Origin of the sequence: Carboxylicivirga longa, assembly GCF_050589825.1 — a bacterium.
Classification (GTDB): domain Bacteria; phylum Bacteroidota; class Bacteroidia; order Bacteroidales; family Marinilabiliaceae; genus Carboxylicivirga; species Carboxylicivirga longa.
In genome coordinates this window covers 17,538-30,506 of the sequence record NZ_JBNGOZ010000012.1, presented here as the reverse complement: position 1 = coordinate 30,506, position 12,969 = coordinate 17,538, and the positions used below count along the sequence as shown (strand labels likewise).

Annotated in this window: 9 protein-coding genes; 6 read left to right on the top strand and 3 right to left on the bottom strand. The window is 44.5% G+C overall.

Translation table 11 applies throughout. From position 1 onward, the window contains the following. Positions 1 to 152: 152 nt before the first annotated feature. The 5 genes from ACRD7A_RS11565 (at position 153) to ACRD7A_RS11545 (ending at position 8,201) form a co-directional block, all read left to right on the top strand. Positions 153 to 3,320, top strand: coding sequence for an efflux RND transporter permease subunit (locus ACRD7A_RS11565; RefSeq protein WP_430811322.1), 3,168 nt, complete (start codon positions 153 to 155; stop codon positions 3,318 to 3,320). Beyond that, positions 3,310 to 4,656 (top strand): TolC family protein, encoded by a 1,347-nt coding sequence (locus ACRD7A_RS11560; RefSeq protein ID WP_430811323.1) that lies wholly within the window; start codon positions 3,310 to 3,312, stop codon positions 4,654 to 4,656. The genes ACRD7A_RS11565 and ACRD7A_RS11560 overlap by 11 nt, the downstream gene beginning before the upstream one ends. After that, positions 4,649 to 5,704 carry a sensor histidine kinase gene (locus tag ACRD7A_RS11555; protein ID WP_430811324.1) on the top strand — a complete coding sequence of 352 codons (1,056 nt, stop codon included), beginning with the start codon at positions 4,649 to 4,651 and terminating at the stop codon, positions 5,702 to 5,704. The genes ACRD7A_RS11560 and ACRD7A_RS11555 overlap by 8 nt, the downstream gene beginning before the upstream one ends. Next, a complete protein-coding gene (locus ACRD7A_RS11550) occupies positions 5,697 to 6,464 on the top strand; it encodes a LytR/AlgR family response regulator transcription factor (protein WP_430811325.1) in 768 nt (255 codons plus the stop codon). The genes ACRD7A_RS11555 and ACRD7A_RS11550 overlap by 8 nt, the downstream gene beginning before the upstream one ends. Before the next feature lie 90 nt (positions 6,465 to 6,554). Continuing rightward, entirely contained in the window at positions 6,555 to 8,201 is a 1,647-nt protein-coding gene (locus ACRD7A_RS11545; RefSeq protein ID WP_430811326.1) for a diflavin oxidoreductase, read from the top strand. 37 nt (positions 8,202 to 8,238) lie between these two features. Here the strand turns inward: ACRD7A_RS11545 and dnaB are convergent, their stop codons facing one another. Then, positions 8,239 to 9,756: a replicative DNA helicase gene (gene dnaB / locus ACRD7A_RS11540; protein WP_430811327.1), complete on the bottom strand. Its 1,518-nt coding sequence runs from the start codon at positions 9,754 to 9,756 to the stop codon at positions 8,239 to 8,241. 249 nt (positions 9,757 to 10,005) lie between these two features. Between dnaB and ispE the strand changes: the two genes are divergently transcribed. Continuing rightward, positions 10,006 to 10,821 carry a 4-(cytidine 5'-diphospho)-2-C-methyl-D-erythritol kinase gene (gene ispE, locus ACRD7A_RS11535; protein WP_430811328.1) on the top strand — a complete coding sequence of 272 codons (816 nt, stop codon included), beginning with the start codon at positions 10,006 to 10,008 and terminating at the stop codon, positions 10,819 to 10,821. A 119-nt stretch (positions 10,822 to 10,940) separates the two neighbouring features. On the opposite strand, the gene ACRD7A_RS11530 is transcribed toward ispE, so the two are convergent. Together ACRD7A_RS11530 and ACRD7A_RS11525 are read right to left on the bottom strand one after the other, a co-directional pair. Beyond that, the gene (locus ACRD7A_RS11530; RefSeq protein ID WP_430811329.1) at positions 10,941 to 11,264 is read right to left on the bottom strand and encodes a biotin/lipoyl-containing protein; all 324 of its coding nucleotides are present in this window, start codon (positions 11,262 to 11,264) and stop codon (positions 10,941 to 10,943) included. Between the two features lie 11 nt (positions 11,265 to 11,275). Beyond that, complete coding sequence (locus tag ACRD7A_RS11525) at positions 11,276 to 12,820, bottom strand: acyl-CoA carboxylase subunit beta (protein ID WP_430811330.1); 1,545 nt, start codon at positions 12,818 to 12,820, stop codon at positions 11,276 to 11,278. Positions 12,821 to 12,969: the final 149 nt, after the last annotated feature.

Sequence of the window (12,969 nt, the reverse complement as noted above, 5' to 3'; positions counted from 1 at the left end):
GTGAGCATAAATTCCGTTGGCTTCATCGCTACAAACGCCTCTAATCAAACCGCTAGATGACTGATTTTAATCAGAAAGACATAGTCACTAATGCTTTTAAAAAACCTTCTTACTTCTCATCACTTCACTACTGACTATCAAACAACAAACCAATGAAAAATATCATCGCTTATTTTATGAAATTTCCGGTGGCTGTCAATCTGATCATGATTATGGTCGGCATCTTCGGATTTATTTCATTGCTTAATATACAGAAGAATTTCTTCCCTAATATACCGCAGCGCTATATCTATGTGGATATTGTTTATCCCGGAGCATCGCCTGAGGAGGTAGAGGAAGGAGCCATCCTAAAAATCGAAGAAAACGTCAAAGGCCTGGAAGGAATGGAACGTATCACCTCCGTTTCGCGAGAGAACAGTGGCACGGTAACCATAGAAATGCTGAAGGGCACTGATATGGACGAAGCCCTCATTAAGGTGAAGAATGAGGTAGAACGCATCGCCTCATTTCCCGTGGGCATCGAATCAGTAGTGACCTATAAGCACGATGACGTCAACTTTTCCATTAACTATGTGATCACGGCCAACGAAGGGAAAAATGTAACCCTAAAACAACTGAAAGCCAAGGCCCGGGAAATGGAACATGACCTGCTGCGTATGGAAGGAATCTCGAAAATATCCATCGGCGGCTATCCCGACGAAGAAATTGCCATCCTGGTAAAGGAAGATGCCCTGGAAACCTACAAACTCACCTTTAGCGAAATAGCCAATGCCGTAAAAAGCAGCAATTTGCTATTAACCGGTGGTAGTATTAAGGATGGAGAAGAGGAATTTTTCATCCGTGTGCGCAACAGAGAATATCATGGCAAGGAGCTGGAAAATATAGTGATACGCAACACACCGGCAGGTGGAATCATACGACTGAAAGATGTGGCCGACATAAAAGATCAATGGGCCGATGCGCCATCTGAAGTTTTATTCAATGGTAAGCCTGGTGTTGTCATCACCATTCAAAACACTTTTTCGGAAGATATCATCACTGCCACAGACGCTGTTAAAGAGTACATTGCTAACTTTAATTCGAATCAGGACTTGTTAAACGCAACCGTGATACGCGACCAAAGTGACCTGCTGGATCAGCGCATTGATTTATTGAGTAAAAATGGTATCATAGGCATCCTCCTTGTCCTGCTCTTCCTGTCCCTATTCCTGAATCCCCGAATTGCCTTTTGGGTGGCCATTGGCATCCCCTTTTCCATGCTTGGAATGTTCATACTCGTGCCGGGCACAGGAGTTACCATCAATATGCTCTCTTTATTCGGACTAATACTTGTATTGGGCATATTGGTTGATGATGCTATTGTGGTGGCTGAGAATATATACCGACACTGGCAAATGGGTAAAACACCCATAAAAGCTGCTGTGGATGGCACCCTGGAGGTAACTCCGGCTGTTCTGTCAGGGGTGTTAACTACCATGATGGCCTTCTCCGCTTTTATCTTTTTAGATGGGCGAATGGGCGATATGTTCAGAGAGATATCCATTGTAGTGATAGCCATTCTTTTTGTTTCACTCATCGAAGGCTTAATTATTCTTCCGGCCCACGTAGCCCACTCCAAGGCATTGAATAAAGACTACAAAAGCACCTGGATGAAATACATGGGCTGGGCCGAAACCGGCTTATTGAAACTGCGGGATATCACCTATAAGCCGGCTGTTGAATTTGCCATAAAATACAAAACAATCACTTTCGCCATTTTCACGGCAGCCTTTATCATATCCATGGGCATGGTATCGGCACGATGGGTCAGCGTCACCTTCTTTCCGCAGGTGGATGGCGATAATGTGACGGTAAGCTTAAGCATGCCATCGGGGACCGATGAGTCGCTTACCCAAAAACAGCTGGACAAGATTACTCAGGCCATCTGGGAAGTAAATGAGGACATGCGCCCCCTGCAACCCAACAATGCAAGCATCATAAAACAAACCTTTCAACAGTTCCAGGGAAGCGGAAGCAGCGCCACTATCCAGATTACTTTGCTTGATGGTGAGTCGCGTAACTCAACAACCGATGATGTAACCGTTCGACTGCGCGAAAAAGTAGGCGATATCCCAGGCGCCGAAGCCCTCTTATTCGAAGGCTTTAATCCCTTTGGCAAGGCACTGGTAATTTCCTTACTGGGCGATGATAATGATGTATTGAGGGCGGCCAAGGAAGAGTTAAAGCGCGCCCTGAACAATATGCCCGAGGTAACAGATGTTTCCGATAAATCGCCCGTTGGCTACCGCGAGATCGAACTAGAACTAAAGGAAAAAGCCCATCATCTGGGGCTGACTCTTCAGAGTGTGGTAAGCCAGGTGAGGCAGGCTTTTTGGGGGAATGAGGCACAACGCCTGCAACGCGGTAAGGACGAGGTAAAAGTGTGGGTTAAATATCGCGAAGACAACCGTGAAAACATCGGCCAGCTTGAGAACATGAAAATCCGACTGAGCAATGGCGTCGCTTATCCCCTATCAGAATTGGTCAATCTTAAAATAGTTAATGGCTTTTCAAGTATACAGCACCTGGATTTTGATCGCGAAGTAATTATTGAAGCTAACCAAAGCGATCCGACAAGCTCTTTACCCGACCTGATTGAGAAAATTGAGAAGGAGATATTACAACCCATTTATAAAAAACATCCGGGGGTAAGAGCCAACTACGACGGCCAAAAAAGAGAGAGTAAAAAGGTGGGAAGTTCAATGGCAAAAGTGATGCCTGTGGTGCTGCTTCTCATGTTTGCAGTTGTTATCCTTACACTGCGCTCCGTAACTCAATCCATTCTGGTATATATGATGATTCCCCTTAGTTTAGTGGGAGTTATCATCGGACACTGGATACACGGCATGTCCCTTAGTTTGATGTCGGGTATGGGCGTCATTGCCCTCATCGGGGTAATGATCAACGACTCACTGATATTAATCAATGCACTTAACATCAACCTTAAGAAAGGCATGAAATACCAGGAGGCCCTGACAGAAGCGGCACTATCACGCTTCCGCCCCATTATACTCACCACTTTAACCACCATTGCGGGCATGGCACCCATGCTGCTCGAAACCAGTATGCAGGCACGCTTCCTCATCCCCATGGCTATTTCGGTAAGTTATGGGATGGCGATGGCGACCACAACAACACTTGTATTACTACCCGTAATGTTGCTCATTGCCAATAAAGCGAAAGTAAAATGGCAACAGTTTGCCTACGACAGAAACGTAAGCAGTGAAGAGATTGAGCCCGCTATTAAAGAAATGAAATACATTGAAGAATATGAAGACTAGAATATTATACACCCTTACTATATTGCTAAGCACCCTAATTACCCGGGCACAGTCTGTGCCGGATAGCAGCCTGCAATTAACTCTTCAAAAAGCCATTGAAATAGCAATGGTGAATAATTATGACATAAAGATTACCCACGCCCAGCGTCAGAAAGCCAGAAATAGCAGCACTGCGGGTAACGCAGGCCTGCTCCCTTCGCTAAGTGTCAACGGAGGTGCCAGCTATTCGAGTAACGATACCGAGATGGAGATTAACAATGGAGGCACAGGTACCATTATTGAAGCCGATGGTGCTGTCTCAAGCAACTACAATGCAGCAGCTCGCATCGACTATACCTTGTTCGATGGCTTTGGCAATATCTATACTTACAAAAAATTAAAAAGCAACGACCTGCTGCAGGAAACCGTTTTAAGGCAACAGACCGAAGCCACTATTATTGAAGTAGCTCAGCAATACTACCAGGTTTGTCGTGCACAGCAAAACTTGAATCTAGCCAGGGAATCCATGCGCATCTCGCGCGAACGTTACCAAAAAACGTTAGATCAGAAAGCCTATGGTCAGGTTAACCAGCTGGCGGTACTCAACGCCGAGGTGGATATGAATAACGATAGTACTACAGTGCTGCAAACTGAGCAAAGCTTTATCCAGAGTCGCAAAAACCTGAACATGACATTGGGCGTACCCATCCATCAGGTATATGAAGTGGATAACAGCATCTCCTATCGCAACGATTTTGAGTCTGATGCTGTTATTACCGATGCCCTAATGAACAACGCCGGGCTGATGGCACAACAACAACAGGAACAAATCAGTAATCTGGACATTAAAATCACCGATGCAAAAAAATACCCTACATTAGCGGCCTACGGGCAGTATAGCTACAACCGCACCGATAACGATGCGGGTCAGCTATTGTATAACCAAACACAAGGACCTAAAGTGGGTGTATCATTAAACTTCAATGTATTCAACGGTCGGCAGCAGCGCACACGCGAAAAAAATGCGCGTCTGGACTATATCAGTCAGCAGGAACGTACCCGCCAGCTTAAGTCGCAGGTAGAACGCGATGCCTCCAATGCCTACACCGATTATATTTACAAGCGCCGCATTGTTGAACTGCAGGAGAGCAGCCTGGAGCAGGCCCATCTTAACTTTACCCAAACGCAGGAAATGTTTGCCTTGGGGAGGGTTACTTCCATTGAGTTTAGAACGGCACAGCAAAACCTGTTGCGGGTAGCAGTGCAATACAGCGATGCCCAATACACTGCTAAGGTAGCTGAGTTTTATCTATTACAGCTAAGCGGCAGACTCATTCAAGAAAGCAGCGATGAATAAACCACTGATCAAAGCCAAGCGATTAAAGCTATTATTAACGCCCTTTATACTGCTGGGCATAACCAGCATTTCCATTATTTTAACGGTGGTATTTCAGTTTCACACCCTGGGCGAAATCAGCCAAATACCCTACGAACGAATGGCCATTGGCTTTTTGGAAGCCCTTATTGTGGTATACTTTTATAATTGGGTAATCCGAAAGCTAAATACAAGCTATCCTTGGAAACGCAATTGGTTCATCCGCTCTCTCATTGATTTTTTCATCGCCATTGCCTTCCCCGTTTTGGTAATCTCACTAATTAATTTAGCCCTTAACAAGGGGTGGATACCCGAACACAAGCACGATGACAAATTTAAGATAATGATATTCATTATGCCGCTGATGATTAGCGTGCTGCTAATGGTGGTGGTGGAAATGATTGTGGCAACAGAAGAGCGGAATGAGCTGGAAGTTAAGCTGGCGAATATTGAAAAGAAACAGATGGTATCGAAATATGCTGCCTTAAAGGAACAACTCGATCATCATTTCTTATTCAATAACCTTAGCGTTCTTTCATCCCTAATTTACGAAAGCACTGAGAAGGCTGACCGTTTTATTCAGGATTTTGCCAGCATATACCGCTATGTACTGTCCATCAATAAACAGAATTTAGTAACCGTGAAAGATGAACTTGAGTTTATCACAACCTACCTGAATTTATATAAATTCAGATTTGAAGAGGGTTTTCACTATGCAGTGCAGGTTAACGAACAATGCCATCATCACCTTATACCACCGCTGACACTGCAAGTAATTGTGGAGAATGTTATTAAACACAATATCATATCAAAAAAACACCCCTTATCCCTGACAATCAAAAGCAAAGACGATTACTTAATTATCAAAAACAACCTGCAAATCAAGAATCAAAAAGAAATATCAACACAAACAGGACAACAAAACCTCATAGAAAAATTTCAATTACTAAATTGCGAAGCCCCTGTTTTTGCGATACAAAACGATAAGTATATTGCTCAAATCCCTTTAATTTTAAGTTGCGATGATTAATGTTTTAATTATTGAAGATGAGATGCCTTCAGCACGCAAGCTAAAAGCCTTGCTGGAAAACCTTGCTCCCGATTTTAACATCGTCAGTACGATTGATTCAGTTGCTTCAAGTATCGACTTTCTGAAGAATCAAAGTGTTGATCTTATCTTTTTAGATATCCACCTCTCCGATGGCAATGGCTTTGAAATATTTGAGGATACAAGCATAGCAAGCCCTATCATTTTCACAACTGCTTACGATGAATATGCTATACAGGCCTTTGATCAAAACAGCATTGGCTACCTGTTAAAACCCATCGGCTCAGATAAATTAGAAGCGGCCATCGAGAAGTTTAGAAAGCAATATCAAAAGAAAAACACAATAGATATTGATTATCAATTATTAGGGAAATCCATTGCCCAACAAACTGATCAAGCTCATTACCGCGAGCGTTTCCTGGTACACTATCGCGACAAGATAAAATCCATACCTGCTAAGGATGTGGCCTATATTTACGCCGAAAACAGAGGCGTTTATATCTGTGCCCACAACGGCCACAATTACGCCGTTAACCATACATTGGAGCAGTTGAGGGAAGAACTTAACCCGCACCTATTTTATAGGGTAAACCGTAAATTCATCGTCAATATCACATCCATTGTTGAAGCCCAATTGTATGCCAAAAGCAAGTTGAAGTTAAAGCTGGATCCGCCTACCAATAACGAAGTGATTATTTCAAGCGAAAAAGCCTCCAGATTTAAGAGATGGATGGCACGTTAGACAAACATTTTATTGCCCGGAGTTGTTAATAAGGCTGGAATAGGGATCATCATCCTTCATTATTTATTAGATAAAAAAATGCATCCTGATATGGGATTTTTCAGCACCCTGCTTAAAAAGAAAGAAAAGCAACTCAGCCTCAATATTCTGAACAACTGCCAGTGTCCACCCCTTACTATTTTATATGGCACCAAAACGGGAAACGCTCAGTTAATAGCCCAGCAGGCGCACAAGTATTACCATCAATGTGGTATAGAGAGCGAATGCTATAACATGGAAAAATATGATGTTGGTCGTCTGCCTTCCGAAAATAAATTACTGCTGGTCATCAGTACTGATGGGGAAGGGGAATTACCCCCCAATGCGCGCCGCTTTTTTAAACTGTTGCAACACCCTGACATGCCATCGCTCAGCGGGCTGCAATATGCCCTGTGTGCCCTGGGCGATTCCAGCTACGATAACTTTTGCGGTGCTGGCAAAATGCTGGATAATCAGCTGAAAAAGCTGGGAGCTATTCCCCTAATGAGTCGTGTAGACTGTGACCTGGATTTTAAAAAAGCCGCCCTGCAGTGGATACAAAACAGCTATGATACTATTGCCGACGTTAAAAAAGACCCGCTAAAACCAGATCTGAAACTGGATAAACCCGATAGCATTGCCACGACACTTATCCGCCGCAGACAATTAACCAAAACAAAGGTTGAAAAAGCTGTCTTTCACATAGAACTGGACAATACACAGAATACGGTGGAATATGCCGCCGGCGACTGCATTGAGATTATTCCAAGCAACCCACCCACGCTCATCAGGCGCATTATCGAAAAACTCAATCTGGACGAAACGCAGCATTTAATATCCTATAATCGCTCTTTAGAGTATCTGCTTCATCGTCAATTTGAGATAACAAGGCTTACACGACCGGTCCTCAGGCGGTACATGAAACTTAACAAAGCACAAGCCCTCGCCGATCTGTACAACAATAAAGAGGCGCTCAGGGCCTATCTGAACAATGCAGATATACTCGATTTAATAAGTGATTATCCCTGCCCCATGGATGCCGATGAGTTTGTAAGCATACTACAACCCATTCATTCGCGCTACTATTCCATCGCATCGGGTTACAAGGCCCACCCGGAGCAAATTGACCTAACGGTAAAAACAATACGTTTTCAGCATAAAAAACGCCAATATGAAGGAGCAGGATCTACCTATGTAAATGAGGGACTGGAAGAAGGCGCCACCGTTCACTTCCGCCTGGTGAGCAACCCCGATTTCCACTTGCCTGGAGATAGTTCAACACCGGTGATATTCATTGGCGTTGGCACGGGTATCGCTCCTTACCGGGCTTTCTTGCAGGATATGGAGGCACAGGGTATTAAAAATAAGGCCTGGCTGATATGGGGCGATAAACAGCAGGCACACGACTTTTTATACGAAGACGAACTCATTTCTTTCTATAAAAACAATACACTGGCTTTTCTTAACACCGCCTTTTCGCGCGATCAGGAGAATAAAGAATACGTGCAGCATCGCCTAAGCGAATATAAAGATCGCCTGATGACTTGGCTTGACAACGGTGCCCTTATTTACCTCTGTGGCCACAACGGCATGGGCGATCAGGTGAAACAAACCTTAATATCTCTCTACATGAGTGAAAAAGGCATGAGCGCAGAACAGGCTCAAAATCACCTGCGCCGACAGCGTGAGAACAAGATCATCAGAGAAGACCTGTATTAACATAGTACTCCCGGACACTGCGTAAAAGCCAATCTTTTTAAAACGGCACGTCACTATTAAAGCCTGGTCCTTCGGGAAATTCGGGCAGATGCTGACCTCCGGACGACACCGGTGCACCTCCCCCATCGCTCAGCTGGTTCATTTTAGAACCAAAGGTCTGCGAGGGCGCACTCTGTCCAAAGCCTCCATCATCAAACTCTGTATCTTCCAGATCCTGAAAACGAGCCAGCTCGGCACGGAATCGCAGGCGTACATCGGCAGTAGGACCGGCACGGTGCTTAGCAATGATAATCTCGGCCAGCCCAATCAATGAGTTACCCTGTTCGTCTTCGGTGATACGGTAATACTCCGGACGGTGAATAAAACACACCATATCGGCATCCTGCTCAATGGCACCCGATTCACGCAGATCGGACAGCTGCGGGCGTTTTCCCTCTGCACCGGCACGTCCTTCAACACCCCGGTTAAGCTGCGACAGGGCGATGATGGGCACATCCAGTTCTTTTGCGAGTCCCTTTAGGTTACGCGATATCAAACTTACCTCTTCCTGACGTGAGCCCGGATTCATACCACTCGCATTCATCAGCTGCAGGTAGTCAATAATCACACATTGTATATCATGCTGTTTCTTCAGGCGGCGACACTTGGCACGCAGCTCAAACACCGACAGACCGGCCGTGTCATCCACAAAAATAGGAGCATCAATGAGATTCTGAATCTTATGGTCCAGCTGTTCCCACTCGTAGGGTGCCAGCGATCCCTTTTTAATCTTATCGGCCGACAGTTCGGTCTCTGACACAATCAAACGGTTCACCAGTTCTACGTTGGACATCTCCAGCGAAAAAATGGCCACCGGTATTTTATGGTTAAGAGCCATCTGCCGTGTCATGGACAATACAAAAGCCGTTTTACCCATGGCCGGACGGGCGGCAATAATAATCAGTGCAGAACCCTGCCAGCCCGACGTAATACGGTCGAGTGCAGCAAAACCCGAAGGCGTACCACTCATACCATCGGTACGTTCCGAGGCCGCCTTAATACGGTCAATGGCATCCTGAATAACGGGATTAATCTGCGTGGCATCGCGCTTCATGCTGCCCTGCGACAGCATAAAAAAGGTACTCTCTGCTTCTTCCAGCAAATCATTCACATCAATACCATCATCGTAGGCTTTGCTCTGCAAGTCACTGGAAATATGAATCATCTGACGCTGCAAATACTTTTGCCAGATAATGCGCGCATGGTATTCAACGTGGGCAGCCGAAGCCACCTTGCCGGTGAGCTGGGTAATGTAAAAAGCACCGCCTACCTCCTCCAGCTTACCCATTTTTTTAAGCTGCTGCGTCACCGTTAACATATCCACCGGCTGCTCATGCGACTCAAGGTCCATGATGGCTTTATAAATATGCTGATGCGCCTCTTTATAAAAATGATCGGGTTTGAGGAGTTCTGATACATTAAGAAAGGCTTCTTTCTCGAGCAACAGTGCCCCTAACACCGCCTCCTCCAGATCGGTAACTTGGGGTGGCAATTTACCCATTTCAATGCCAGGCATGGGCTTTCTTCTATTTGAATACCTATTATCGGCCATATATAATTTCGGAAAAATTCAGAATTACAAAGATACTAATTGCGGGCAAAGCACCGGCATGATTACGCTACTTTCCTTTTCAGAACACACAATACAACTAACTATCAATCAATTACAAGTATCACAAAAGGCAATATAACAGACTGCATACGTGTACGGTAAATTTTAAAAACTCAGCAATTAGCTATTTCTTTGCAATAAATACATAAAACTATGATTTGCTACCCCAATGCCAAAATTAACATTGGCCTCAACATTACAGAAAAAAGGGCCGATGGTTACCACAATCTGGAAACCATTTTTTATCCCATACCCTTAAGCGATGCCTTGGAAGCTGTTATTGCAGAAGAGGCTAACACACCCTACACCTATAGCAACTCAGGCATTGAGGTAGACGCCCCCGTGGATGAAAACATCTGCATTAAGGCCCTTAAATTATTAAAAGAGGAAAAAGTGCTGCCCCCTATCCATATACACCTGCATAAGCAAATTCCCTTTGGTGCCGGATTGGGTGGTGGATCAGCCGATGGTGCCTTTATGCTGAAGCTGCTGAACAAAGAATTTAAGCTGGGGCTATCCAAGGTTCAACTGCATGCTCTAGCCACTCGTTTGGGTGCTGATTGTCCCTTTTTTATCAATAATCAACCAGCTTACGCCACGGGTATCGGTGAAATCCTTGAGCCCCTCGAAATGAATTTAAAAGGCTACCATATTGCACTACTAAAGCCACCGGTACATGTGAGCACACCTGAGGCCTTTGCAGGCATTGTACCCCGGCAATCCTCACAATCATTGAAAGAACTAATTAAGCTACCCCTGGCTCAGTGGAAGCACCACATCAAAAATGATTTTGAAAAATCGGTATTTGCACAATATCCCATCATCGGGAAGCTGAAGCATGATATGTATGAGGCCGGTGCTGAGTATGCAGCCATGTCGGGAAGTGGCTCTGCAGTATATGGCTTTTTCAGGAAGCAACCCGAGTTGCCGGCTTATGAAGGACTATTCAGCTGGAGCAAGGTACTCTAATAAAAAAAGCAAAGTAAGCGAAGTATTGAAAAATAGAATTCAACAACTTGCTTACTTTGCAATTTTCTGACCAACATTGGTGTGAAACCTCAATTTCGATCACCAATATCCTGGTATTTCTATTCGATTTCCACCATCAGGTGGTTTTTGGGTATCCGGTCGCCCGTTGATACTTTAATCGCTTTCACCTTGCCGGTATACGGCATGGTAATCTGGTTACGCATTTTCATGGCTTCCAATATCAAAAGCGATTCGCCTTCCTGAACCTCCTGACCTTCTTTCACAAATACTTCACAAATTGTACCCGGAATATAGGACAAAATATGGTTTGGATTCGGATCATCGTACTTAACACGGTTTTGGAATTTCTTCGTCAATTTTGTCTTATACTTCATACTAAGTATCGCAAAATCAACCAATCCTTCTTTATTCTCTTTACTCATAAGTGCAACGATTAAAATGGAGGAATACCATGTTTCTTGGCAGGACGATGATCATCTTTACCGGCCGACACTTCAATGGCATGTAACAGGAGTGCGCGTGTTTCATTCGGCTCAATTACTGAGTCGATGTATCCCTTGGCAGCTGCCACATAAGGATTCGCGAACTTCTCTTTATACTCTTCCACCTTCAGTGCACGCATAGCGTCCTTATCTTCCGCTTCATCAATCTCTTTCTTAAAGATGATATTAGCAGCTCCTTCAGGCCCCATTACCGCAATCTCAGCCATTGGCCATGCAAACATAAAGTCAGCACCCAGGTGACGTGAGTTCATGGCGATATAACCACCACCGTAGGCTTTGCGCAGAATAACGGTTACCTTTGGCACAGTCGCTTCTGAGTAGGCATACAGCACTTTGGCACCATGACGGATTACACCTGCATGTTCCTGATCAACACCCGGCAGGTATCCCGGCATATCTTCCAATGTTACGATAGGTATATTAAATGAATCGCAGAAACGAATAAAACGTGCTGCCTTATCGGAACTGTCACAATCAAGCACACCGGCCAGTACCATGGGCTGATTAGCAACAAAACCAACGGTCTCACCATTTAAGCGACCAAATCCAATGACCATGTTAGCAGCCCAAAGCTCCTGTATCTCAAAGAAATCAGAATCATCAACAATGGCCTTGATAACATCGCGTACATCGTACGGTGTTTTGGGGTCGGATGGTATAATATCTTCAATATTTCCTTTAAACTTAGGAGGTTTTGGAGGGAATGCCTTGGCTTTTTTACTATTATTCCATGGAATAAAGGTAACCAGCTTTTTAATTTGCTCGAAGCACTCCGCTTCACTTTCTGAGAAGAAATGAGCGTTACCGGTAATTTCGGCATGAACACGGGCTCCCCCGAGATCTTCCATCGAAATTTTTTCACCCAGTACCGACTCGATTACACCCGGTCCGGTAATAAACATTTTGGAGATATTCTCCACCACAAATACAAAGTCGGTTAAGGCGGGCGAATAAACGGCACCACCGGCACATGGACCCAGTATAACAGACAACTGTGGGATAACACCCGAAGCTAAAGTATTACGGTAGAAAATTTCGCCATACCCGGCGAGTGAATTCACCCCTTCCTGAATACGGGCACCACCAGAATCATTAATTCCAATAAGCGGCACACGCATCTTCAAGGCGTGATCCATGATCTTCGTGATTTTGCGGGCATGCATCAGTCCTAATGATCCCCCGGCAACAGTAAAGTCCTGTGCGAAAATACAGATGGGCGCACCATAAATGGTACCTGTACCGATAATCACTCCATCACCATGCAGTTGCTTTTTGTCCATACCAAAGTCGCGTGCGGTATGTTCCACAAAAAGATCATATTCGGTGAAAGAATCCTTATCAAGGAGTGCAAGGATGCGTTCGCGAGCAGTCATTTTACCCATGGCTGCTTGCTTCTCAATGGCTTTATCGCCACCACCCTTTTGCACTTGCTCCCTTCTTTTGCGAAGGTCAAGGATGTGTTTTTTCAATGACATAATCCAAAAATTTGATTTAACTTGTATCAATCAAAATAGAAATTATCTACCCTGATTAACAATTTTTTCAGGGTGCATAATTACAACTTTTTTTTCAAAACAGAACGGATAAAGTCAGATCATGCATGTTTACAACCCGCACAATATCA

Excerpts from the sequence above, each read along its gene's own strand:
- ACRD7A_RS11565 (WP_430811322.1), top strand. The coding sequence starts at position 153 with ATGAAAAATATCATCGCTTATTTTATGAAATTTCCGGTGGCTGTCAAT.
- ACRD7A_RS11560 (WP_430811323.1), top strand. The coding sequence starts at position 3,310 with ATGAAGACTAGAATATTATACACCCTTACTATATTGCTAAGCACCCTA.
- ACRD7A_RS11555 (WP_430811324.1), top strand. The coding sequence starts at position 4,649 with ATGAATAAACCACTGATCAAAGCCAAGCGATTAAAGCTATTATTAACG.
- ACRD7A_RS11550 (WP_430811325.1), top strand. The coding sequence starts at position 5,697 with ATGATTAATGTTTTAATTATTGAAGATGAGATGCCTTCAGCACGCAAG.
- ACRD7A_RS11545 (WP_430811326.1), top strand. The coding sequence starts at position 6,555 with ATGGGATTTTTCAGCACCCTGCTTAAAAAGAAAGAAAAGCAACTCAGC.
- dnaB (WP_430811327.1), bottom strand. The coding sequence starts at position 9,756 with ATGCCTGGCATTGAAATGGGTAAATTGCCACCCCAAGTTACCGATCTG.
- ispE (WP_430811328.1), top strand. The coding sequence starts at position 10,006 with ATGATTTGCTACCCCAATGCCAAAATTAACATTGGCCTCAACATTACA.
- ACRD7A_RS11530 (WP_430811329.1), bottom strand. The coding sequence starts at position 11,264 with ATGAGTAAAGAGAATAAAGAAGGATTGGTTGATTTTGCGATACTTAGT.
- ACRD7A_RS11525 (WP_430811330.1), bottom strand. The coding sequence starts at position 12,820 with ATGTCATTGAAAAAACACATCCTTGACCTTCGCAAAAGAAGGGAGCAA.